Source organism: Mesorhizobium sp. M6A.T.Ce.TU.016.01.1.1, from assembly GCF_003997065.1.
In the GTDB taxonomy this organism is placed as follows: domain Bacteria; phylum Pseudomonadota; class Alphaproteobacteria; order Rhizobiales; family Rhizobiaceae; genus Mesorhizobium; species Mesorhizobium mediterraneum.
In genome coordinates this window covers 92422-114624 of record NZ_RZTJ01000001.1, presented here as the reverse complement: position 1 = coordinate 114624, position 22203 = coordinate 92422, and the positions used below count along the sequence as shown (strand labels likewise).

At 62.3% G+C, this 22203-nt stretch carries 20 protein-coding genes and 3 pseudogenes; 7 read left to right on the top strand and 16 right to left on the bottom strand.

Annotated features, from left to right (window positions below; genetic code table 11):
• Nucleotides 1-50 precede the first annotated feature (50 nt).
• Nucleotides 51-785, bottom strand: coding sequence for a class I SAM-dependent methyltransferase (locus tag EOC94_RS00570; RefSeq protein ID WP_127288303.1), 735 nt, complete (start codon nt 783-785; stop codon nt 51-53).
• Between the two features lie 43 nt (nt 786-828).
• Entirely contained in the window at nt 829-1200 is a 372-nt protein-coding gene (locus tag EOC94_RS00565) for a DUF1127 domain-containing protein (RefSeq protein WP_127288302.1), read from the bottom strand.
• A gap of 95 nt (nt 1201-1295) precedes the next feature.
• Between EOC94_RS00565 and EOC94_RS00560 the strand changes: the two genes are divergently transcribed.
• Nucleotides 1296-2102, top strand: a complete 807-nt coding sequence (locus EOC94_RS00560) for a helix-turn-helix transcriptional regulator (RefSeq protein WP_095485015.1) — start codon at nt 1296-1298, stop codon at nt 2100-2102.
• A 125-nt stretch (nt 2103-2227) separates the two neighbouring features.
• Here the strand turns inward: EOC94_RS00560 and EOC94_RS00555 are convergent, their stop codons facing one another.
• Together EOC94_RS00555 and EOC94_RS34455 are read right to left on the bottom strand one after the other, a co-directional pair.
• Nucleotides 2228-2662 carry a peptidylprolyl isomerase gene (locus EOC94_RS00555; RefSeq protein ID WP_126104427.1) on the bottom strand — a complete coding sequence of 145 codons (435 nt, stop codon included), beginning with the start codon at nt 2660-2662 and terminating at the stop codon, nt 2228-2230.
• Nucleotides 2663-2984: 322 nt separating this feature from the next.
• Nucleotides 2985-3177 (bottom strand): annotated as a pseudogene (locus EOC94_RS34455) (ATP-binding protein); the annotation flags it as partial.
• Between EOC94_RS34455 and EOC94_RS00545 the strand changes: the two are divergent.
• Nucleotides 3173-3600: pseudogene (locus EOC94_RS00545) on the top strand (LysR substrate-binding domain-containing protein); the annotation flags it as partial. The pseudogenes EOC94_RS34455 and EOC94_RS00545 overlap by 5 nt on opposite strands.
• 94 nt (nt 3601-3694) lie before the next feature.
• Here EOC94_RS00545 and EOC94_RS00540 read toward each other — a convergent pair.
• The gene (locus tag EOC94_RS00540) at nt 3695-4612 is read right to left on the bottom strand and encodes a LysR family transcriptional regulator (protein ID WP_127288301.1); all 918 of its coding nucleotides are present in this window, start codon (nt 4610-4612) and stop codon (nt 3695-3697) included.
• Between the two features lie 102 nt (nt 4613-4714).
• On the opposite strand from EOC94_RS00540, the gene EOC94_RS00535 reads away from it, so the two are divergent.
• A complete protein-coding gene (locus tag EOC94_RS00535; RefSeq protein ID WP_210212054.1) occupies nt 4715-6175 on the top strand; it encodes a hypothetical protein in 1461 nt (486 codons plus the stop codon).
• Nucleotides 6176-6188: 13 nt separating this feature from the next.
• Here the strand turns inward: EOC94_RS00535 and ampH are convergent, their stop codons facing one another.
• The 3 genes from ampH to betI form a co-directional block, all read right to left on the bottom strand.
• On the bottom strand, nt 6189-7601 hold the full coding sequence (gene ampH, locus EOC94_RS00530) for a D-alanyl-D-alanine-carboxypeptidase/endopeptidase AmpH (RefSeq protein WP_245465465.1): 1413 nt from the start codon (nt 7599-7601) through the stop codon (nt 6189-6191).
• A 25-nt stretch (nt 7602-7626) separates the two neighbouring features.
• Nucleotides 7627-9126, bottom strand: coding sequence for an ATP-binding protein (locus EOC94_RS00525; protein ID WP_127288300.1), 1500 nt, complete (start codon nt 9124-9126; stop codon nt 7627-7629).
• A gap of 138 nt (nt 9127-9264) precedes the next feature.
• Nucleotides 9265-9885: a transcriptional regulator BetI gene (gene betI / locus EOC94_RS00520; RefSeq protein ID WP_127288299.1), complete on the bottom strand. Its 621-nt coding sequence runs from the start codon at nt 9883-9885 to the stop codon at nt 9265-9267.
• 105 nt (nt 9886-9990) lie between these two features.
• On the opposite strand from betI, the gene choX reads away from it, so the two are divergent.
• From choX to EOC94_RS00505, 3 genes are all read left to right on the top strand, one after another.
• The gene (choX, locus tag EOC94_RS00515; RefSeq protein ID WP_127288298.1) at nt 9991-10929 is read left to right on the top strand and encodes a choline ABC transporter substrate-binding protein; all 939 of its coding nucleotides are present in this window, start codon (nt 9991-9993) and stop codon (nt 10927-10929) included.
• Between the two features lie 62 nt (nt 10930-10991).
• A complete protein-coding gene (locus EOC94_RS00510; RefSeq protein WP_127288297.1) occupies nt 10992-11765 on the top strand; it encodes an alpha/beta hydrolase in 774 nt (257 codons plus the stop codon).
• Complete coding sequence (locus EOC94_RS00505) at nt 11762-13204, top strand: amidase (RefSeq protein WP_127288296.1); 1443 nt, start codon at nt 11762-11764, stop codon at nt 13202-13204. Before EOC94_RS00510 ends, EOC94_RS00505 begins: the two co-directional genes overlap by 4 nt.
• Before the next feature lie 2 nt (nt 13205-13206).
• Here the strand turns inward: EOC94_RS00505 and arsK are convergent, their stop codons facing one another.
• The 8 genes and pseudogenes from arsK to rtcR all read right to left on the bottom strand — a co-directional run bounded on the left by arsK (nt 13207) and on the right by rtcR (nt 20008).
• Complete coding sequence (arsK, locus tag EOC94_RS00500; RefSeq protein WP_127288295.1) at nt 13207-14442, bottom strand: arsenite efflux MFS transporter ArsK; 1236 nt, start codon at nt 14440-14442, stop codon at nt 13207-13209.
• Nucleotides 14439-15875, bottom strand: coding sequence for an NAD(P)-binding domain-containing protein (locus EOC94_RS00495; protein ID WP_127288294.1), 1437 nt, complete (start codon nt 15873-15875; stop codon nt 14439-14441). Before EOC94_RS00495 ends, arsK begins: the two co-directional genes overlap by 4 nt.
• Before the next feature lie 50 nt (nt 15876-15925).
• Nucleotides 15926-16246, bottom strand: a complete 321-nt coding sequence (locus tag EOC94_RS00490) for a metalloregulator ArsR/SmtB family transcription factor (RefSeq protein WP_095485005.1) — start codon at nt 16244-16246, stop codon at nt 15926-15928.
• Between the two features lie 73 nt (nt 16247-16319).
• Complete coding sequence (arsC, locus tag EOC94_RS00485) at nt 16320-16742, bottom strand: arsenate reductase (glutaredoxin) (protein ID WP_127288293.1); 423 nt, start codon at nt 16740-16742, stop codon at nt 16320-16322.
• On the bottom strand, nt 16739-17428 hold the full coding sequence (locus EOC94_RS00480) for an MIP/aquaporin family protein (protein ID WP_127288292.1): 690 nt from the start codon (nt 17426-17428) through the stop codon (nt 16739-16741). Before EOC94_RS00480 ends, arsC begins: the two co-directional genes overlap by 4 nt.
• Before the next feature lie 2 nt (nt 17429-17430).
• Nucleotides 17431-17937, bottom strand: coding sequence for an arsenate reductase ArsC (locus EOC94_RS00475; RefSeq protein ID WP_127288291.1), 507 nt, complete (start codon nt 17935-17937; stop codon nt 17431-17433).
• A 16-nt stretch (nt 17938-17953) separates the two neighbouring features.
• Nucleotides 17954-18286 carry a helix-turn-helix transcriptional regulator gene (locus EOC94_RS00470; RefSeq protein WP_095485001.1) on the bottom strand — a complete coding sequence of 111 codons (333 nt, stop codon included), beginning with the start codon at nt 18284-18286 and terminating at the stop codon, nt 17954-17956.
• 122 nt (nt 18287-18408) lie between these two features.
• Nucleotides 18409-20008: pseudogene (rtcR, locus tag EOC94_RS00465) on the bottom strand (RNA repair transcriptional activator RtcR).
• A gap of 208 nt (nt 20009-20216) precedes the next feature.
• On the opposite strand from rtcR, the gene EOC94_RS00460 reads away from it, so the two are divergent.
• The gene (locus tag EOC94_RS00460; RefSeq protein WP_127288290.1) at nt 20217-21776 is read left to right on the top strand and encodes a TROVE domain-containing protein; all 1560 of its coding nucleotides are present in this window, start codon (nt 20217-20219) and stop codon (nt 21774-21776) included.
• The last annotated feature ends 427 nt before the right edge of the window (nt 21777-22203 follow it).

Genomic DNA, 22203 nt, shown 5'->3' with positions numbered 1-22203 from the left:
TCCCATCGGCGCGTTGCGGACGAGGGTGATGACGCTTCGCTCCACGCGTCCTAACCTTCAACCTTCTGCCAGACGGAGACATGTTTATCGCTGACCTGCGTGAACAGCTCCTTTTTCCAGTCGCCCCAACGCTCTTTGAGCCTTAAACCAGCCAGTCGCGCCATAAGATCGAATTCAGCTGGCCAGGCATAACGAAACGGTACTGAGAATCGCTCATAGCTTCCGTCACGGAGCCAGATGTGATGGGACGAGAAATTCTGGTTCACCACGTCGTACTCGTCGACGCCCCAATGCGTTTCGCCGTGGTCGAACGCCAGGATCGTCTCGCCGACCGGCAGCCGCTGAAGCGGTGGCACGCCGACCTCAATCAGGAAGCGTCCACCAGGTTCGAGATGCGCGGCTGCGTTCCGGAAGCAGGCGAGCTGAGCGTCCTGCGATGTCAGGTTGTTTATCGTATTGAAAACCAGATAGACGAGTGAGAACCGTCTCGCGACATTCGTCGTTACCATATCGCCGATCGCTACCGAGATCTCCGCGCCTCCTTCTTTAGCGCGAAGGCGAGACACCATCGGCCTCGAAAGCTCGATGCCCTCCACCGGCACCCCTTTCCGCGCGAGAGGAAGTGCGATGCGTCCGGTTCCGATCGCGAATTCCAAGGCGCGCCCGCCTCCTGCGAGCTCGGCCAGGAGATCAACGGCCGGCTCGATCACCTCTGGCGCAGAGATGCCTTTATCATCATCGTAGGTCGCAGCGATCTTCTCGTCGAAAAGCCCGTCATCATGCATTCTGTCTGCCTCTCTGGTAACGCTTGTTTCAAGACCGGCGGCGCTATCGCGTTGACCGCGGCTTCGTGGGCATCGCATTAATTCGTGAGCCGTCGCGAAAGGGATCAGCTTCCACCCATCCGCTCGGGGCATGGGATTCCCCGCAGGCAAGCGCATCCATGGCAGCGGCCGGTGATCTGTTTCGTCGCTCGCTGGCTGCGACGGTGCCAGTCCAAGCGAACTCGCGAATATCGCGACGCGCAATACCTATGTCCGCCAGATCACGATCCGATAGTCGGTGTAGTGCGTGTTCGGTCTCGCTCCGTTGCCACCAGCCCACAACGACGGAGGCTCCGAACCTCAAAGCTGGTAGCTTCGTCAGAAGGCCGCGGGCAAGGCGATCCGGGATTTCGGCTATTTGGAATTCCAGTGTCATGACTTTCGTCCAGGTTGTGCTGAGTTAATGCCAACCTAGTGAATTGCCGTCAGACGTGTTATCGGCAGTCTGACAAATTATGTCTCTGAGCCGCCATGATTGCCCGCGACAACCTGATCAACGTTCATTTGCCGGAAGACGGGTTCGGAGATTATCCGCATACCGCTGTCGCTCAGGGCGGAGCAGAGCCCGCCGGGCGGACCTACGCTTTTCATACGCACCACCGGGCGCAGCTTTTCCAGATCGTGCGGGGTTCGCTAAGGCTGGAGACCGAGCGGGGTTACTTCATCATCCCGCCCGAACGCGCCGTGTTCGTGCCGTCCGGGGTCCTCCACGAGGTGACCTACCTGCAGGAGACGGAGCGCAGCTATCTCTTTTTCCGCCCCGACGCGGTGGCGAGCCTGTCACCGGAAGTCTCCGTGATCGGTACGACGCGGCTCCTGCGCGAGCTAATCCTGGCGTTTCTGGAAATACCTCGCGCGGACGCGGGCAGCCTCCCCGCCGAACGACTTGTGGCAGTCATTCTCGACCAGCTCCAGACGAGTCCGGTCGCACCGTTGTCTCTCCCGTTGCCGGCATCCGAACGCCTCCGGGACATCGCCGCAGACATGCGGAATGAGCCGGGCGCAGATTGGCCCCTCGATGAGCTTGCGTCACGTGCGGCCATGTCCCCACGTAGCTTCCAGCGCCACTTCCAATCTGAGACAGGGATGAGTTTCCGCGCCTGGCGACAGCAGGCGAAACTGCTGAAATCGGTGGAGTGGCTCGCCGGTGGCCGAAGCGTCGGCGACATCGCTTTTGCACTCGGCTACTCAGGCCCCAGCGCCTTCATCGCGGTTTTTCGGGCGGCCTTCGGTGCCTCTCCCGGAAAATACTTCCAAGACACGCCTCTGGAGCTGTGATTCACCGGATGCCCGGCGCGGCTAAGTGCGGAAAGCAGGGCGGCAGGTGGCACAAACCGCCGAAACCTCCGGCGGAAGTCCGTCACCCGAAATCATAGCCACCACGGCCTTGGCCGCATGGATACCTACGCCGCCTGAACGATCTCGACCAGTTCAACGTCGAACACCAGATCCTTTCCGGCTAGCGGATGATTGCCGTCGAGCTTGACGCTGGCGTCGTCGACGCCGACGACCGTCACCTGCATGGGGCGCCCTTCGGTGGTTCTGGCCTGCAATCGAGTACCGATATCGACATTGATGTTGTCCGGCACCCTGGCGCGGTCGACGGTCATGACCGCTTCGGGGCGGTGGGGGCCATAAGCGGCGTCGGCGGGAATGGTGACGGTGCTTTTCGCGCCGACCTCCATGCCCTCGACATGGGTCTCAAGGCCGGGGATCACTTGCCCTTCACCGAGCTTGAATTGCAGCGGTTCGCTGCCGGAAGAATCGAATTGAGTGCCGTCGGCTAGACGTCCAGTATAATTGATGCGCACGGTGTCGCCATTCTTGGCCTGTGTCATGGCAGTCATCCTTTGGGAGTTTTTGAGGGACCGGCCAGAGTTCACGGGTCCCGTTTTCGATCATTCACGCACTAAGGTGCGCGGCGCGAAACTCTAAAACTAGGGACTTGGCGGCCGATGTAAACCCACATTGCCGATTGAGCCACCTGCGTTAAAGACAGGTCGCGGAGACAGACTGGGATCTGTTCGCCAAGGGCGGGCATTTTTCGAGCATGTCGTGGCGACAGAGATTGCGAAGACTCTGATCGACCACCCACCCGGGCGGCTTTTAGCGTTTTGCTGATGTTGAGCGACGTCAGCTTTCGCCCAACCGCACCCCACCTCACACAGCCAAACTCCCCTGCTCCGCCTCCGCAGCACCGGGATCGCCCGGTGCCGTCGCCCATGCCAATTCCACCAGCGTCACCGTCCGCCGGCCAACCCCGTCAAGCTGGCAGACGATGGGGGCCCTGTTCCTCGATATAGGTCAGCAGGCGCCGGGCGCGGCGCAGCGAGTGCGAGCCATAGGCGCGGGCGTTTCTCCGCGACCGCCTGGTCGTCGTGGCGAGCCCGAATGTTCCTCGCACGACCGGTGGACGCGCCGCTCCTGCCGTTGGACGCGGCGCAGGCGATCGGCAAACATGGCACGTGAAGACACCCGGTGGCCGGTCAACAATTAGAATCGAGCCGGTCCTCGCTTTGTCAACGCTCATCATGGTCCGGGATGCGGTGCGAGCCGGCGTCGGTGCAGGACGTCTTCCCATTTCGTTGGTGAGCCACGGCTTGGCTGACGGCACACTGGTAAATTGGGGGATATCGACGGCCCCGAGATCGCTCTCTGGACGCTCTACCCATCTCGGCGGCTGCTCAGCGCGCGGGTGTCGGCGTGCTTGGACTTTCTAAAACAAGCCTTCCCAAATGGAACGCCGGACGAACTAGCCGCCTATATTGGCAGGTGATGACCGAACTCGCTTTCGGGCGTAGAGAGTCCTCTGCAACAAAAAACGACGGAAGCTGAGAAGCGCTTTGCCAGCGTCATGGATGAGCCCCACGTCACATGCCGGCCTGCTTAGCAAAATGTTCTGGAACTATGCCTGTCGTCTCGCGCACGATGTCGAGGAATGCCTTTAGCACAGGCGAAGGCTGTTCGCGCCGATAGATGACTGACGTATCGATCGACAGGTTTCGGCCCCGAATAGGTCGATAGACGACGCCGGATCGCTGCAGATTCTCGAGACAGGCAGGCAGCAGCGAGACGCCAAGCCCAACGGATACAAGTCCGATGATCGTTTGCTTGGGCGTTGCTTCCCGCACGATCCTCGGGCTGAAGCCGGATGAACGGCACAGCCCGACAATCTCGTCATAGAGGGACGGATTGATGCTGCGCGGGAACTGGATCAGCGCTTCCTGAGCCAAGTCAGCCAGCGCGATCTCGGTCTCTGAAGCTAACCAATGTGTTTCCGGCAAGGCCACGATCAGCGGTTCGACCAATATGCTTTCGGCTTGAAGAGCGTTGTGAACCACGGGAGGGTGGACAAAGCCAATGTCGAGCTGCCGTTCGGCTACCAGTTTTATCTGATTGGGAATGCGCAGATCGGTCAGGCTCAACTCGACCTCGGGATAACATTCGGTGAACCGCTGAACGACAGCTGGCACCACACTGTAGATGGCGGCATCGATAAATCCGACTGACAGATGGCCGGTTTCGCCACGACCGGCTTTGCGGGCAAGCTCGACGGCTTGCCCTGTCTGATGAAGGACTGCTCTCGCTTCTTCGAGAAACACCCGGCCGGCCTCGGTCAGTTCGACCTTGCGTTTGGTGCGCTCCAGCAGGCGCACGCCTATGACCTGTTCCAGGTGCTGGATCTGCTTGGTGAGAGGGGGTTGGGAGATATGGAGGCGCGCTGCGGCGCGCCCGAAATGCAACTCTTCGGCGACAGCCACGAAGGACTGCATCAGCTTGTGATCCATCTCTTAATTTCCAGAATCGAATTAATCGCTCTCCAATCAATATTGGACAGAAATATTGAAAATCGCAAAGCTTAGGCAGTCACAAATCTGGGAGATATGCTCTTGAGGAATGCCGAGATTTCCCGCCGCCAGATGTTGAAAGCTCCACTTGTTGGTGCGGCGATTGCCACCGCATCTCAATCCGGTCTTGTCTGTGAGGCGCTTGCACAGCCAGTTCCTGCTGCCTCGCCGGCGCCCCCTGGCGCCTTCGCCCATCATGTCGAAGCAATCGGCTATACCGACCTCGATCATCGGCCTGCCTTCAAGATGGCGATCCGGCAGGTCGGCGAGCGCTGGTATCTTTATACCGGACACTTCTGGCACACTGGCTGGAGCATCATCGACGTGACCGATCCGGCGAAGCCGGAGGTCGTCAAGTTCGTGCCCTATGCCGGCACGAACACCTGGACGCTGCAGATCGATTTGTCCGGCGACACGATGGTGACGGCCCTCGAAAAGCCTTTCGCGAATTTCGGCGGTGACCCCGACGCGCCTTTTGGCGAAGGGGTCCTGATCTGGGATATCGCTGATCCCGTCAATCCGAAACAACTCGGTCATTACCGGACCGGAGGCAACGGCACGCACCGCAACCTCTATCCCGGCGGGCGTTATGTTCATCTTGCCGCCGGCATGCCCGGTTACAAGGGTAACATCTACGTCATTCTCGATATCTCGGACCGCGCCAATCCACGCGAGGCCGGACGCTGGTGGGTGCCGGGCCAGCACGAGGCCGGCGGGGAGAGCTTCCCATCGGCCGAACCCGTAGCAGCATCACAGGAGGCGTCGGACCGCTACCGGCTACGACTGCGGCCGCAATGCATGTGCGGCGGCTTCTGCGCCAGCACGGGCAAGGACGTCTCGCTGCATGGCCCGCCCTATGTCGTCGGCGATCTTGTCTATCTGCCTTATGGTGCGGCTGGGATCATCGTGCTCGACATCCGTGACGTCTCGCAGCCGAAGCAGATCAGCAGCCTGAGCTTCAGTCCGCCCTTCCATTCCCGTTTCGGTGTGCACGGCGTGCTGCCGATACCCGAACGGGGCATCGCCTTCGCCAATTCGGAGAACGTCACTTATGGACGCGGCCCTATGCATCACGCGTCGATCGTCGATATTTCCGATCCTGCCGAACCGTTCTTGCTGTCGCTGTTGCCGGAGCCCGTGCCGCCCGAAGGCGCTCCCTATTCGGACTTCACCACGCGCGGCGGCTGGCGCGGGCCGCACAACATCAACCACCACCAACATCATCCCGACGTCGAGAAACAGGGCGATTTGTTCTACATCGCGCATTTCAACGCCGGGCTCAGAATTTACGACGTTTCGAACACACGGCTCCCGCGTGAGGTCGGCTATTTCATTCCACCGGAACCCACCCGGCGCTACGGGCCAATGCCTGAGGATAAGCTGGTGCTGCAGACCGAGGATGTCGTCGTGGATCGTCGCGGCTTCATCTACATCAGCGACAAGAACCAGGGCCTCTGGATACTCCGCTATACCGGCCCAAAGCCGGAGGGGGCCGCGCCATGAAGCAGCGCGAAAATCAGCGTGGAGCGATCTCTGCGACGAGATCGTTCGTCGTCTTGACCCCAGCCATGAAGCCGGCGGCATTGAATTCGTTCATGACGAAGAAAGCGCCGACGCCGCGTGTCGGTGCAATCGCAACATAGAGAAACATCCCTTGCAGGCCGCCGCTCTTCTGGAGGATGAGCGGGCGATGCTCGTTGGGGAGCATGATGACCCATCCGAGACCCATGGCGTCCATCGGGCCGCCGTCATCCAGCCCCACCACCGACGCGAGCCCGTCCCGGTACAAAAAAGCCGCGTGGTTCAAAAGCCGCAACTCGGCGTCGGCCGCGGAAGGCTTGTTGTCCACATGCCAGTTCATCCAGCGCAGCAGATCGTCCGCGGTCGAGTACAATCCACCGGCGCACTCCATGGCTGTGCTCGTCGGCACGATGGGCAGGGGGCTGCCGCCGAAGTTGTGGCCCTGCATCAGGCGCGGCTCGTCCGCCGGTCTTGGGTTGAAAACCGTGTCTTTCATGCCGAGTGGATCGAGGACACGCTCCCGCAGGACCTCGGCATAGGGCTTTCCAGAGACATTCGCGAGCGCCGCCCCGAGGAGGTCGTATCCGAAGTTCGAATAGAGAACGGCGGTGCCCGGCGCGAATAGCAGCGGATTGTCCTTGAGGGCGGCAATCTGCGCCTCTTTGGTGTTCGTCGAGAAGGGGTCGGAGGGGGGCGCCTCGGCCACTGGCACCTCCCGCGGAAGGCCGGAAGCTTGCGCGACGAGATCGATCAGGCGGAGGGCGCGGCCATCCTTCTCAGGGAGCGTGACGTCCCAGCCAAGGCGATCCTGCAGCCGGTCGGTGAGCTGTACCTTGCCGTCGATCGCCAGCGAGGAAAGCACGCTGCCGCAGAACACTTTGCTCACGGACGCGATGCGGAACATTGTGTCGCCGTCCGGCACTTTTTCACTCCCGTCGGCAATCTTGCCGAAACCGGCCAAGGCCGTCTCGCCGTTGCGCACGGCGCCGAAGATCAGGCCAGGCACCTCGGTGGAGAGATACAGGATCGTGCCGTTGAACTGCACCGCTTCTGTCAGCAGTCTGTCCTCGGCATGTCCATAAGAGGGAACGGCTGCGATTGCCGTCAAAGCGACGGCCATAAGTCGGCGCGATCGAGACAAACGCATTGCCGAAATCCTTTGATAAAGCTGCAGAATAAAATCTTCGGAAAAAGGGCCGCCGCGTAGTATCTTACCATCTCTCCAGAAGCAGGAGATGTCAACAGAATGAACCGAAGGGGTAATCGGCGGCGGCAGCGTAGTTTCGGCAGATATTTGCGCTACAGTCCTGCCGTATTTCTTGTACTTCGTCAGTTGATCGGGGCTGATCTCTAAAAGACTCGCCGCTGTACCTACCGCTTGGTCATACATCGCCTTGACGCGTGGCATTCCCCTTGCACGCTAGACCACCCCCTCACACAGCCAAGCTCCCCTGCTCCGCTTCCGCGGCACCGGGATCCCCCGGTGCCGTCGCCCAGGCCAATTCCACCAGCGTCACCGTCCGCCGGCCAACCCCGTCAAGCTGGCAGACGATCAGCCCCTGCTCCTCGATATAGGTCAGCAGGCGCCGGGCGCGGCGCAGCGAGTGCGAGCCATAGGCGCGGGCGATCGCCGCGTCGCTCGGGCAGGGCCAGCCCTCCTTCGCGGCGCGGGCGATCATCATGAACACGCCTTGCATGTCCTCGGGCAGCAGCGAGGCGCGCACCGAGACATCCTGCCACGCATCATCCCCTGCCATGTCGGAGCCCAGCCCGGCGCGGGCGCGCGTCAGCATGCGGCGGAAGGCGGGCAGGTCCGGCACAACCGAGGCGAGACCCTCGATCCGGCAGCGGACCACGAATTCCTGGTAAAGCACGCCGATGACACGGAAGCCCGCATCGGGTTGCGCCAGCACGGCGCGCAGGACACGGTCCACGCGCTCCCGCCGCTCCGCCAAATCCTCGGCGCTGATCGGCGGCTCCACCGGTTCGGGGCGGATTTCCAGCGCCGCCGATTTCGCCGCCATCAGCTGATCGAGCAGGTCCGGCGACGACCGGCGCTGCGGCCGGACAGTTTCCGGCGGCGGGGCTGCCAGGATGATCGCGCGGGCATCCGCCAACGCCGATTCCGGCAGCGGCATCAGGCGCGGGGTGCCATTGCGCGGGCTTGTGTCGGTCGGGCCGATGCGCAGCCCCAGCGGACGGCGCGACAGCGCCGGGCCCAGCGCCATGAATTGCCCGCGCTCCAGGTCGCGAAAAGCCTCCGCCTGTCGCCGCTCCATGCCGAGAAGGTCGGCGGCGCGCGCCATGTCGATATCGAGAAAAGTTCGACCCATGAGGAAATTGGAAGCCTCGGCGGCGACGTTCTTGGCGAGCTTGGCCAGTCGCTGGGTGGCGATGATGCCGGCAAGCCCGCGTTTGCGGCCACGGCACATCAGATTAGTCATGGCGCCGAGCGAGAGTTTGCGCGCCTCGTCCGACACCTCGCCCGCCACGGCCGGTGCGAACAGCTGCGCCTCGTCCACCACCACCAGCATCGGATACCAGTGGTCGCGGGCGACCTCGAAAAGCCCGCCGAGGAAGGCGGCGGCGCGGCGCATCTGGTTCTCGGCGTCGAGCCCCTCGAGATTGAGCACCGTGGAGACGCGGTGGATGCGCGCGCGCTCGCCGGCGCTCTGCAGGCCGCGCTCGGTATGCTCCTCGGCATCGATCACCAGATGACCGAAACGGTCGCCCAGCGACACGAAGTCGCCTTCAGGGTCGATGATGGTCTGCTGCACCCAGGGCGCGCTCTGCTCCAGCAGCCGGCGCAGCAGATGCGATTTGCCGGAGCCCGAATTGCCCTGCACCAAAAGGCGGGTCGCCAGCAGCTCCTCAAGATCCAGCGCCGCCGGGGCGCCTGCGGTCGTGTGGCCCATCTCGATCGCAACGGTCATGTCTCGACTCTCCTTGGGGAGAGGGCTTATCAACCGCATCGCGGCCCGTCGAGCGCGCATGGCCGACCGCTCGCTGTTGCGCACAAGCTGGACGAATGCGGATGGAGCGCAACCATCAGGCGCCGGCTAGCTGGCCTTCTAGGCGCCAACCGATGCAGGCCGCGTAACCGGCGGCAATTCAGCGCTTGCCAGTCGCGCGGCGACATAGTCCTTGACTTGGCGCAGTGCATAGTCGCGCGAAACGCTGCCGGGTTGCAGGCCAAGCCGCAGCCATAGCCCGTCGATCAGCGTGGTGATGCCGAAAGCGATATCGTTTGCGTCAGCTTCGACAACAAGGCCACGCAGGCCGGACAGCAAATTCGACCGCATACGGCTGTGGATCACGCGCTGAATGCGTTTCAATTTTTCGTCGCGCGGCACCTCCGCGCATAGCGAGAGCCACGCATGACAAAGCGACGGCTGGAAGAAATGCGGCTCGAAATTGCCGTCGATTACAGCGTCGAGCCTTTCCATAGGCGTATGCGCGCCTTTCAGCCGTGCCACCACCGCATCCCGCAGCACCAGGTTCGACTCGCGCATCGCGTGTTCGAACAGCTCTCGCTTATCCCTAAAATAATGCAGGACGATGCCCTTCGACGCGCCGGCCTGCGCCGCGACCTTCTCGATCGTCGCCCCGGCTATGCCTTCCCGCTGAAGCACGGCGAATGCTGCCTGGCGCAGCTCCTTGCGGCGGATGTCGCTGAGGCGAGTGAGTTTCATGATTGTTCCCGATGCAAAAGCACATTGACATTCCAGTCCGCCGAGATCAACAATTGACCGGTGGGACAATAATCAGACTAAATGGTCAACACGGGAGATATCACAATGCTTCGCACCTTTCTTCTCAGCATGCCCCTGTGTGCTCCGGCGCTTGCGCCGCAGGTGAGCCAGGCCGCGGAACCGGAACAATGCAGAACCGTCCGGATGGCCGAGCCTGGCTGGAACGATCTCGCCTTCACCACCGGTGTCGCCTCCGTCCTGTTCGACGCCCTCGGCTACAAGCCGCAGAGCACCCTGCTTGGCATAGACGTCATCTATGCCGCTCTGAAGAACAATGATCTCGACGTCTTCCTCGGCTATTGGGACCCGGCCATGGTCGCCAATTTTGGCCCGTACAAGCAGGATGGACCGGTCGAGACTGTGCGCATCAATCTCGAAGGCGCCAAATACACATTTGCCGTTCCAACCTATGTCTGGGAAGCAGGCGTCAAGGACGTGGCCGACCTCAAGAAGTTCGCCGACAAATTCGGAAACAAGATGTACGGCATCGAACCTGGATCGAACCAGTTGATGATGGACGCCATCGCCGATCCGAGCCTGGGTCTGAACGGATGGGAAGTCGTCGAGTCGAGCGAAGCCGGCATGTTGTCGGAGGTCGGATATCGGATAAAGGAAAAGAATTTTGTCGTCTTTCAGGGGTGGGCGCCGCATCCGATGAACACGATGTACGACTTCAAATATCTGACCGGCGGCGACAAATTCTACGGGCCCAATTTTGGCGCGGCGACCGTCAGCACCCAGGTGCGCAAGGGCTATCTGGAAGCCTGTCGGAACGCAGCGCAGCTCTTGAAGAACCTCAGCTTCGACATCGAATTCGAGAATACCGGCATGGGCTACCTGATCAATGACGGCATGGCGCCGCTCGATGCCGCCCAGAAGGCAATATCGGAAAATGAGGGAAGGCTCGACGCCTGGCTGCAAGGCGTTACCACCTTCGACGGCAAGCCGGCGCTCGACGCCGTGAAGGCAAAGCTCGGCCTGTGAACTCAGTAACGCAGGAGGGATGGGCCGGCCGCAAGCGAAGTGTCGCTATCGGCGGGACCGCCATGGCCTATATCGAGATCGGCGGCGCCGAGCCGCCGCTTGTCCTCATTCACGGCTTTACCGATACGAGCCGCAGTTTTTCCCTGCTCGTGCCCTATCTGGAAGGCCGCCGCCTGATCATCCCGGACCTGCGCGGGCACGGCGCCTCGCAGGCCGGGACGAGCGGCCTCGGGCCGGCCGATTTCGCCGACGATCTTGCCGCACTCATTGCCAGGCTGCAGCTCGTGCAGCCGGTTCTGGTGGGCCACTCTCTGGGCAGCATGATTGCGATCGAGATGGTTGCACGGCATCCGGCTTTGGCCGGTGGACTGGTGCTGCTTGCGGGCACGCTGCAGCCCGCAATCCCCGATGCCCATCCGATGGTCGTCGGGGTGCAATCGCTGCGCGACCCGATATCGCCGACGGACCCGTTCTATGCCTATTGGCACGCCTGCGAGGCGGATGTTCCACGCGACTTCCTCGCAATGGCGGCGGCGGAGGCGTCGACCATGCCCGCGCCACGCTGGCGCGCCATACTGGAGCAGGTGCGCCGCACCGATCTCACGGCGGCTGCGCGAAGGGTCAAGGTCGATACGTTGATCGTAAACGGCGGGCGCGACCCGCTGTTCGACAGCATGCATCGGCAGCGGCTGGTGGAAGCCTTTCGCACCGCCGCAGTCGTCGAAGCCGCCGATTGTGGCCACAACCCGCACTGGGAGGATCCGGCCCTGATCGCCGAGCTGATCTCTGCACATTTTCCGGCACACAAAGAGCCGAGGCAAATGAGCCAGCCATGAAGCTGCAGGAATATGCGGCGCTCGATGCCGTTGCGCTGTCCGAACATGTTCGCTCCGGCGACCTGTCCGCTACCGAGGTCGTCGAGGCGGCAATCGAGGCGATCGCAAAGATCAATCCTGTCCTCAATGCAGTGACACTGGTCGATGCCGAAGGCGCTCGCTCCAGCGCAAGGAGCCTGGACCAGAACTCACGTTTAGCCGGCGTTCCTTTTCTCATAAAGGATACCGGTATCCACACGGCGGACTGGCCGACAACGCATTCCTCCGCCTATTTCAGGGATGCCGCGCCCAAGCCCGATAGCGAGATCGTTCGGCGATGGCGGACGGCCGGCCTGGTCTTCCTGGGAAAAACGAACACGCCGGAATATGCCAACGACTTCGTGACCGAGCCGGCCTTCCGCGGGCCGACACTCAATCCCTGGAATCTGACGATCGCGGCTGGCGGGTCAAGCGGCGGGGCTGCTGCCGCCGTCGCGAGCGGCATGGTGCCGGTAGCGCATGGCTCCGATATCGGCGGATCGATCCGCGTGCCGGCGGCCTGCTGCGGCTTGTTCGGCCTAAAACCTTCCCGCGCCCTTAATCCTGTCGGCCCTTACCGCAGCGAGGTCGGAGCCGGGCTCCATGCCGAAAACGTGCTTTCGCGTACGGTCCGCGACAGCGCCGCCATGCTGGATATGACCGCCGGCCCGGAACTGGGGGCGCCTTACCGCGTGTCCAGATCCGTGCCCTCCTATTTCGACTGGCTGCGCACGCCGAGCGAACGCCTGCGCATCGCCTGCTTGGGACGGCGACCAGACGGCACTGACATCGCGCCCGAAATCAAGGCCCGGTTTCTGGAAGCCATGGCGCTGCTCGAGGAGCTGGGGCACGACATGGAGGAAGCATCGTTCCCAACCGAGGTCGATTGCGGCGACGGCTGGAGCCTCCTTTGGATGTCGGAGATTGGCCTGACCATCCGGGAACGAGCCGGTGAGATCGGCCGCATGCCGGAAAACGGTGAAATCGAGCGACTGAGCCGCCACGCGCTGGAACGCTTCGAACAAGCCTCGGCGGCCGATTACCTCGATGCGCAGAGTTGCGCCCATCGGGCATCCTTCGCCATGGCGAGGAAATTCGATCGGTTCGATCTGATCATGACGCCGACCACGGCCGAATTGCCGCCCCGCCTCGGCGAAATCAACGGCAACGGCGCGCATTTCGACTATGAGGAATGGGCAAACAGGGCCTACGGATTCGCGCCCTTTACCGAGATCTTCAACGTCACCGGGCAGCCCGCCGCCAGTCTTCCGCTCTTTCAGTCCGAGGGCGGCGTGCCGATCGGCATCCAGCTCGTTGCCCGCCAGAATGAGGATCACCGGCTGCTTCGCATTGCCCATGAGCTGGAGCAGGTAACGCAATGGCCGACGCGGCATCCGCCGATCTGGGCGGGGGAGTGTTAGGATCAGCTGCTATTGGCGTTCACAAGAGGGATCGCAGCCCCAAGAGGCTGCCGCCTGATCAGAATGATTGCCGAGAAAGCCAGTATGCCGAGCATGCCGACCGCTGCGGCCAGCCAGAGCGATGGTTGGACGCCCATGCCTGCCATCGCCATGGCGAGGGCAAAGGGTGCAAGTGCCGACGAGAACTGACGCGCCGCCGTCACCCAGCCGAGCCGGGCGCCGTAACGCTCCCGCCCGAACAATTCCAGGGGCAGCGTGCCGCCGACGATGCTGGCGAGGCCCGAGCCCAATCCAAACAGGATGACGAAGGCGATGGCTCCAGGCACCGATGGTGTCGTCGCCAGCAGCACGACAAGGCCGAGCGGCAGCAAGGTCGCGCCGATGACCGCGAGCCAGGTCTGCGCCAGCCGGCCGCCGAACAGCATGTTGATGAGCCGGCTCGCCACCTGGGACGGCCCGAAAAGCGTGGTGACGACGAGCCCGGCGGAGCCAAGCCCGAGCGCCGTCGTCAGCGGCACCATGTGAACGAGGATCGAGGACAGCACGAAGCCCTCGAGCGCGAAGCCGCCAAGCATGAGCAGAAACACTCTGCTGCGGTCGCCCGAGGCAATCGCACCGCCTGCCGGCCCGATCGCCGCAGGTGTCGCCGAAGCGCTTTCATCTGTCCGATGCGACAGCCGCGCCAGCCAGGCATGGATGGGCAGGCAGATGGCGACATTGATGCCGGCAAAGACCAGGTAGACCTCGCGCCAGGTCAGGTATTCGTGCAGTGCCGCCGTCAACGGCCAGAACAGCGTGGAGGCGAAGCCGGCGATCAGCGTCAGATGGGTGATGCTGCGCTGCGCCCTGGCTCCGCCGATCTGGACGATCGCCACGAAAGCCGCGCTATAGAGCACGAAGGCGGACGCCAGTTCCATCGCCATCAGGGCCAGGACGAAAGCCGCTCGGCCGGGTGCTACCGCGCAAGCGACAAGCGCTGCCGCCGCGGCTGCCGAGCCAAAGGTCATCACCCGGCCGGCGCCGAAACGATCGGCCCAGCGCCCGGCTGTCGGCGCAAACAGGCCACCCACCAGCAGCGACGCCGACAAGGCGCCGAAAACCCATTGCTCCGGCCAGGCGAACTCGAGCGCGATCGACGGCACCAGGATGCTGAAACTGTAATAGAGCGTGCCGTAGCCGATGATCTGCGTCAGCCCCAACGCCCAGAGTGCCGCAGCCGGGATCTTCCGGTCGTTCATTGAGCGGCATCCGCGATCTCGAGGTCGCCGCTGCGCGCGGCGATCTCTTGCGTGCTGCCGCAGCCGCACCCAGACTTGCCGCTCGCTTTTGCCTTGGCGTCGTCGACACAGCAGGCGTCGACAGAAGCCGGCGCCGGTCCGCCGCAGCAGCCCTGGGACGACGTGCCTGAAAGTGATACCGGCACGGTGCAGACGCCGGTCTCGGGCAACACCAGCTGCACGGCATCGGCCGCAGCCATATCGCCGGCGAGCGCCGCGGCGACCGAGCGGACCTGCTCGTAGCCAGTCAGCAGCAGGAACGTCGGCGCCCGGCCATAGCTTTTGACGCCGACCGTGTAGAAATCGGGCTCGGGGTGGCTGAGCTCCCGGTGACCATGCGGCGGGACATCGCCGCAGGAGTGTTCATTGGGGTCGATGAGCGGCCCCAGCGCCTTGACGCCTTCGAGCCACGGGTCGAGGTCCAGCCGGAGCTCCCGGGTCAGTGCAAGGTCGGGGCGCTGACCGGTCGCGGCGATGACCCTGTCGACGGGTCCGAGCGTGCGCGATCCATCCTTTGTCTTGCCTTCGACAACCAGCCGGCCGTCGATCTCGCGAATGGCAACCGTGGCAAAGCCCGTCACCAGCCGCACGCGTCCGCTCTCGGCGAGATGCCGGACATCCGAACCAAGCTCGCCCCGCGCCGGCAGGGCGTCGGCATCGCCGCCGCCATAGGTACGGACAAGGTCGGTGCTGCGCGTCACCCATAGTGCCGACGTGCCCGGCTCGGTTTGCGCAAGCCTGTCCAATTCCAGCAAGGCGTTGGCGGCGGAATGGCCGGCGCCCACCACCAATGTCGTGCGGCCTGCATAGAGATGACGGTCGCGGCCGAGAACATCCGGGATGCCGTAGGCGATGCGATCTCCGAATTCCCTCTCGCCTTCGGCCGGCAAGCCGCCGGCACCGAGCGGATTCGGCGTCTGCCATGTGCCGGACGCGTCGATGACGGCACGAGCGCTGTCCCGGCGCGTGCCCGCACCCGTTTCGACCAGAAGCATAAACGGCCGCGTCTCCCGCGCCTTGCTCAGAACCTTGTCGGCTCCCCACCGGGAAATGGCGACGACACGGGCATTGGTCTCGATCGACGGCGCCAATTCGGGGAGCCTTGCGAGCGGCGCGAGATACTGGCCGACGATCTCGTCGGCCGTAGGGAATGCCTCCGACTCCGGCATTTGCCAGCCGTGGCTCTCGAGAAGTTTTCGGGCGACCGCATCGACACAATAGCGCCACGGCGTGAAAACCCGCACATGGCCCCAATCCAGAAGGTTCGAGCCCACCGCGGATCCGGCCTCGTAAACCTTAACCGAAAGGCCGCGGCTGACAAGTTGGGCCGCTGCGGCCAGACCGACAGGTCCGCCGCCGATGATGGCGACCGGGAGATCGTTATCAGAAACCATGGCTCACCTTCTATGTTTCTAGGATTATAGAAATACTAGTCAAAAAAGAGTTACGCAGCCGCCTCGCCGACAGCCGGGCCGCACGCGGCATCGGCACAACATTCGTCGGCAAGAAAGCCGAGGAGATCGTTCATGACAGGATAATTGGCACGGCAGATCAGCGTCGTTGCCTGGCGCTCCTGGGTGACCAGGCCGGTCAGGATAAGCCGGTGCAGATGATGAGACAGGGTCGACGCAGCGATGCCGAGCGTTTCCTGCAGATAACCGACCGGTCGTCCGGTTTCGCCTGCCCTCACCAGCGTTCGATAGAGGTTGAGCCGCGTTGGATTGCCGAGCGCCTCGAGCTGTTTTGCTGCTTGTTCGAGTTTCATGGAAATAAGGTAGCTCCCGCCGGCGCGTGCCGTCAAGTGCTATTTCCAAGATTCCCGAAATATCCGATTGCCCTCAGACGATGCGCCGCCCCGATGCATCGACCACCACTTCGCCGTCTTCCTTGGTGAACGGCCCGATACCCGGATTGGGCAGGATATCGAGAACCGCTTCGGACGGCCGTGCGAGCATGGTGCCGAGCGGCGTGACGACAATCGGCCGGTTGATCAGGATCGGATGCTTCAGCATGAAATCGACGATCTCGTCGTCGGTCCATTTGGGATCGCCGAGATTGAGCTCGGCGTACGGCGTACCCTTCTCGCGCAGCAATTCGCGCGGTGTCATTCCCATCGCCGCGATCAGCTCGACCAGCCGTTGGCGCGACGGCGGGTTCTTCAGATACTCGATCACCTCAGGCTCTTCACCCGACTGCCTGACGATGGCGAGCGTGTTGCGCGAGGTGCCGCAGTCGGGGTTGTGATAGATGGTGATAGTCATTTCGCGGCTCTCATCTGTCTGATTGGTTTAGGCTCGGTGAGCAGCCATCCTGCCAAGGCCATGGCAAGCAGTGCGCCCAGAAGTTCGGCGACGATAAACGCCGGCAAATCCATCGGCCGGATGCCCGCGAATGTGTTGGAAACCGCCCGCGCAATGGCGACTGCTGGATTGGCAAACGACGTCGAAGCCGTGAACCAATAGGCCGCCGTGATGTAGAGGCCGACGAGCCAGGGAATGGACTCCGAACGGAAGCGAAGTCCTGCCAGAATGGTGAAAACCAGACCAAAGGCGGCCACCAACTCCGCAATCCATTGTCCGTTTCCGGTCCGCACGGTTTGGGAGATCTGAAGAATCGGCAGTTCGAACATGGCGTGCGCCAGCAACGTTCCAGCGACGCCGCCGACAATCTGGGCCACGATATAGGCCAAAGCCGTGGTCGCGTCGATTTCGCGCCTCAGCGCAAAAACCAGCGTCACCGCCGGATTGAAATGCGCCCCGGAAATCGGTCCGAGTATGGTGATCAGCACCACCAGGATCGCTCCAGTCGGCAGCGTGTTGCCGAGCAGGGAAACAGCGACATCGTCCGTCAGTCTGTCGGCCATGATGCCCGAGCCAACCACCGTCGCGACGAGCATTGCCGTGCCGAGCGCTTCCGCGACGATGCGACGGGACATGTCAGCCGCCATGGTTAGCCCACTTTCGGAAGATCGCGACCGATCTCATCCAGTCGTTTCTGCAGGGCGAGCTTGTCGATCGTGTTCATCGGCAGGCTGACGAAGATCGAGATCCGATTGTTGAGCATGCGGTAGGCTTCGGCAAAGGCCAGGTGCTTTTCGGCGTCCGTGCCGTCCACGGCGGCCGGGTCGGGCACGCCCCAATGCGCCGTCATCGGCTGTCCCGGCCAGACCGGGCAGGATTCATTGGCCGCGTTGTCGCAGACGGTGAAGACGAAGTTCATCTCGGGCGCGCCGGGAGCTGCGAATTCCTGCCAGTCTTTCGAACGGGCGAAGGACGTGTCGTGGTTGAGGGTTTTCAAAAGCTGGAGTGCGTAGGGATGGACCTCTCCCTTCGGGTGCGATCCGGCCGAATAGGCCCTGAACTTGCCGGCACCGACACGGTTCAGGATCGCCTCGGCGAGGATCGACCGTGCCGAATTGCCGGTGCACAGGAAAAGAACGTTGTATGGCTCACTCATGGCGTCGTCCTCCCTTCTAACAGTTGCAAGTCACCGCCTGAATGACCGGCTGGCAGAGCTCCGGCGCGCCGTTGCAGCAATCCTCCATGAGATAGGCAAGCAGATCGCGAAAGCCGGTCATGTCGGCGACGTAGCGGATTGTCCGGCCGTCGCGCTCTGCGCGCACGAGGCCGGCATGGTCGAGAACCTTCAGATGCGCCGACATTGTGTTCTGCACCGTGCCGAGGCGCGAGGCGATCTCGCCAGCGGGAACACCATCTGCGCCCGCCCGGACCAGCAGGCGAAACACCTCGAGCCTGGTGTCCTGGCCAAGCGCTGCCAATGCGAGAAGAGCGGTGTTCTTGTCCATGTATCGTAGAATCCGGAATTATGGATGTATATGGCGGGCATATGACAGTGAGATGACGATCGTCAACGCCGCCACGTATGGCAGGTGCAGCAGTACCGGCCCAGACACGCGGACGATATCTATCATCTTCCGGCGATGTCCTCGAAGTTCAGATCGAAGCGCATGAGATACTTGCGCAGCCGGTCGGCATCGTTGCCGCTGGTCTTTTGCAGTCGAGAGACCGCGAACAATTTTCGCCCCGCCGCGCTGATGGACTTGCTGTTGCGGCAAACCTCAAGCACTGCCGCAAGCTGCGCCCGGTCGAACATATCGATCTGGCTTTGCCGGTCGGGGCCGAGAACGTCCAGCAGGATCGCTTCCCGGTCGCTGGCGTCGCCGGCACGCCATAGTATCATCAGGCGGTCGATCTCGTCGCGCACGGCCTCTTCGTTGATGCGGCCAAGCGGCGCCAGAGTAGCCATCCGCGTGACGGAAGCCGAGAGGTCGCGGAAATTGGCCCGCCACATGGCATCAGGCGCCATGGCAAATTTCAGGTAAAGCTCGCGTGCTTCCTTGTTGAAGGTAAGCATTCTGTCCCTCGCGCTCGCTGAACCGGCGGAGCTCGAATTCGAGGTTCGGCTCGATGTCCTCCTTGCGGTCGCGCAGGGCCGGCAGCTGGAAGGTCCACAGGTTTAGGCGTGCAAAAAGATCCTCGCGAAACTTGCCCTCCTTCACGCCGATCGACAGATCGCGATTGGTGCCCGCCAGTAGCTGAAAATCCGACATGACATCCTGATCGGCGCCGACCGGCAGGAAGCGCTTTTCCTCGATGGCGCGCAGGCACATGGCTTGTTCATCGAGACCGAGTTCGCCGATCTCGTCGAGAAACAGGACGCCCTTGTTGGCCGATTTCATCAACCCTGCGCGCTCGTTCTGGGCGCCGGTGAAGGCGCCCTTGACGTGGCCGAACAGCGTCGACATCGCCTGGTCGCCGCGCAACGTGGCGCAATTGACCTCGATGAAAGCACCGGAGATCTGCCGCTGCGCCTTCTTGAGTTCATAGATGCGCCTAGCCAGCTGCGACTTGCCGGCACCCGTCGGCCCAGTCAGCAGCACCGGCGCGCGCGACCTGATCGTCACCTTCTCGATCTGGTCGATCATCTGGTTGAAGGCGGGATTGCGGGTGGCGATGCCCGACTTCAGAAAGGACGTCGCCTCGTCACGTTCGGCGGCAAAGCGAGTGGCGATCGCATCATAGCGGGACAGGTCGAGATCGATGATCGAATGGCTGCCGGAAACCTCATCGCTGCCCTCGCGTCTGCGTGGCGAAAGCTGAAGCAAGCGCGCCGGGATGAAGCGCGCCTCGGTGAGCAGGAACCAGCATATCTGGGCGACATGCGTGCCGGTCGTGATATTGACGAGATAATCTTCCTTCTCAGGATCGAACGCATAGGCGCGGGCGAAATCACGCAACTCGGTATAGACCTCGCTGAAATCCCAGGGGTCCTTCATGCCGATGATGTGCGACCTGACTTCGGTTGCTGGCGAGACCTCCTCGATGTCGGCTATGACTTGCATGGCCAGCCGCTGCGACTGCACGTCGTGGATGAGTTCCAGCCGATCGATGAACAGCCCCGGTTGCTGGCAAAGCGCAACCGTTGGCCGCCATCGTTTCCAGCGGTCGTCTCGGCCGTTTGCATCGAGCGTCGTGCCAAGAATGCCGATCGCAACGCGTCTTTTCATATTATCCCAAAATATAAATGCCGAGATTTTTAGATCACAATACAGGCACTCGTCTGCGAAGTGCCAGAGGCAAAGGTTTCGATCCTGATTTTTTCTTTCTCAACAAAATCAAGTGGTTATTCGAAATTAAGTGGGCCAGAGCCGCGCTACCCTTCAAACTGGCACGTCACTTGTACTGCTGGTGGTGTGAAAATGAAGGATAAGAACAATGGCGAACAAATCCGTGTTTGCGACGATTGCAGGAAAGCTGCTCCCGCCAGCTGACACCAGGAACCATGAGGGCGCCCAGGCTTACCGCCTGTCGCCTCACCAGGCTCTGGCGCAGCTGGCGGCGACGGGAACGTCCAACGCGACCTTCTATGCCGAGCCGCGCGAGCAGCTGGACGAAGTGCTCAAGCTGGCCTGGCAGGTCGAGCCGGGATTTTTGGCGCGCACCGCCGTCCACGCCTTCGAGCAGGGCTACATGAAGGATATGCCGGCATTGCTGCTGGCGGTTCTCTCCTGCATGCCGGGCGACGAGTTCAACCGGGCGTTTGGAAGGATCGTCAGGAATGGCAAGATGCTGCGCAATTTCGTGCAGGTCATGCGGTCCGGCGCCACCGGGCGCAAGTCGCTCGGCACGCGGCCGAAGCGCCTTGTCCAGGTCTGGCTCGAACAGGCACCCGATTACGAGATCATGCGGGCTGCGGTCGGCAACGATCCGTCGCTGGCCGATGTCATCAAGATGGTTCACCCGAAGCCGAAATCAGCTTCGCGTGAAGCGCTTTATGGCTATCTGATCGGCAAGCCGCATGAATTTGCGGCCTTGCCGGACGCGGTCAAAGCTTTCGAGGCGTTCAAGCGCGACCCGTCGCTGCCTGTGCCGGAAGTGCCGTTCCAGATGCTGACCTCGATGCCGCTGACATCAGTGCATTGGGTGCAGATCGCGGAGACAGCCGGTTGGCAGATGCTGCGGCAGAACCTGAACACTTTCGCCCGCAACGGCGTGTTCGAAGTGTCTGGGTTCGCGGAGAAGCTGGCGGCGCGCTTGCGCGATCCGGAAGAGGTCCGGCGCGCGCGGGTGTTCCCGTATCAGCTCATGGTGGCCTTCACCATGGCCGATGCGAAAGTGCCTGGCGTGGTCCGGGATGCGTTGCAGGATGCGATGGAAATAGCGCTCGGCAACGTTCCTAGCATCAAGGCCAACGTGGTCGTATGCCCGGACGTTTCGGGCTCCATGGCCTCGCCGGCGACCGGTTACCGCAAGGGCGCGACGTCGGCTGTCCGCTGCATCGACGTGGCTGCTCTGGTGGCCGCTGCGCTGCTGCGCCGCAACCCCACGGCCAGGGTCCTGCCGTTCGAGAACGATGTGGTTGATATCAGCCTCAACGCGCGTGACACGGTGATTACCAATGCCGCAAAGCTTGCCGCCATCGGTGGTGGCGGAACCAACTGTTCGGCTCCGCTGGCACGGCTGGTCCGGGAAAAGGCGAAGGTCGACCTGGTGGTGTTCGTGTCGGACAACCAGTCCTGGGTGGATGCCTCTGCGCATGCGCATCAGGGCACGGCGACGATGCAGGAATGGCAGAAGCTGAAGGGATTGAACCCGGCAGCCAAGCTGGTCTGCATCGACATCCAGTCGCATCTGACGACGCAGGTCAAGTCGCAGGTCGACATCCTGAATGTCGGTGGTTTCTCCGACCGGGTCTTCGATGTGGTCGGCACCATGCTGTCTTCGAGCGGCGACCCGGACCATTGGGTGCGCACGATCGAGGCGGTCGAACTGTAAAACAATGGCCCCGGCGGCGCGTCCGGCGGGACCACCGGGACAAAAAGCAGGGCATGACGAATGCCGATGGAACTACAGGCTGTTACCCTCCAGGTCGCGGGTTCGAATCCCGTCGGGTCCGCCACTATGGACCCGTAGCTCAGCGGTTAGAGCGGGACGTTTCGTCAATCTTGTCGTCATGCCCGACGGCTTTTTGCGCGGCTCCGGCCGCAACTGAACAAAGGAACTGAACATAAGGCATGACGGATGCCGGTGGAACTACAGCTTCAGGTGCTCCTTACGCAGGTTCGATTCCTGCTGTGCTCGATCGAGCATGTGGCCGAGTGGTCAGGCGGGAAACGTTTCACCAATACTTGCCGTCATGACTTGAAAAAGCCGCGGCGAATGCCGGATGGAACTACAGCACACGATGGGATGCTCCGTGAGG

Bases quoted from the DNA above. Each gene is read 5' to 3' on its own strand.
- EOC94_RS00570 (WP_127288303.1), bottom strand. From the start codon at position 785: ATGCATGATGACGGGCTTTTCGACGAGAAGATCGCTGCGACCTACGAT.
- EOC94_RS00565 (WP_127288302.1), bottom strand. From the start codon at position 1,200: ATGACACTGGAATTCCAAATAGCCGAAATCCCGGATCGCCTTGCCCGC.
- EOC94_RS00560 (WP_095485015.1), top strand. From the start codon at position 1,296: ATGATTGCCCGCGACAACCTGATCAACGTTCATTTGCCGGAAGACGGG.
- EOC94_RS00555 (WP_126104427.1), bottom strand. From the start codon at position 2,662: ATGACACAGGCCAAGAATGGCGACACCGTGCGCATCAATTATACTGGA.
- EOC94_RS00540 (WP_127288301.1), bottom strand. From the start codon at position 4,612: ATGGATCACAAGCTGATGCAGTCCTTCGTGGCTGTCGCCGAAGAGTTG.
- ampH (WP_245465465.1), bottom strand. From the start codon at position 7,601: ATGCCACGCGTCAAGGCGATGTATGACCAAGCGGTAGGTACAGCGGCG.
- EOC94_RS00525 (WP_127288300.1), bottom strand. From the start codon at position 9,126: ATGACCGTTGCGATCGAGATGGGCCACACGACCGCAGGCGCCCCGGCG.
- betI (WP_127288299.1), bottom strand. From the start codon at position 9,885: ATGAAACTCACTCGCCTCAGCGACATCCGCCGCAAGGAGCTGCGCCAG.
- choX (WP_127288298.1), top strand. From the start codon at position 9,991: ATGCTTCGCACCTTTCTTCTCAGCATGCCCCTGTGTGCTCCGGCGCTT.
- EOC94_RS00510 (WP_127288297.1), top strand. From the start codon at position 10,992: ATGGCCTATATCGAGATCGGCGGCGCCGAGCCGCCGCTTGTCCTCATT.
- EOC94_RS00505 (WP_127288296.1), top strand. From the start codon at position 11,762: ATGAAGCTGCAGGAATATGCGGCGCTCGATGCCGTTGCGCTGTCCGAA.
- arsK (WP_127288295.1), bottom strand. From the start codon at position 14,442: ATGAACGACCGGAAGATCCCGGCTGCGGCACTCTGGGCGTTGGGGCTG.
- EOC94_RS00495 (WP_127288294.1), bottom strand. From the start codon at position 15,875: ATGGTTTCTGATAACGATCTCCCGGTCGCCATCATCGGCGGCGGACCT.
- EOC94_RS00490 (WP_095485005.1), bottom strand. From the start codon at position 16,246: ATGAAACTCGAACAAGCAGCAAAACAGCTCGAGGCGCTCGGCAATCCA.
- arsC (WP_127288293.1), bottom strand. From the start codon at position 16,742: ATGACTATCACCATCTATCACAACCCCGACTGCGGCACCTCGCGCAAC.
- EOC94_RS00480 (WP_127288292.1), bottom strand. From the start codon at position 17,428: ATGGCGGCTGACATGTCCCGTCGCATCGTCGCGGAAGCGCTCGGCACG.
- EOC94_RS00475 (WP_127288291.1), bottom strand. From the start codon at position 17,937: ATGAGTGAGCCATACAACGTTCTTTTCCTGTGCACCGGCAATTCGGCA.
- EOC94_RS00470 (WP_095485001.1), bottom strand. From the start codon at position 18,286: ATGGACAAGAACACCGCTCTTCTCGCATTGGCAGCGCTTGGCCAGGAC.
- EOC94_RS00460 (WP_127288290.1), top strand. From the start codon at position 20,217: ATGGCGAACAAATCCGTGTTTGCGACGATTGCAGGAAAGCTGCTCCCG.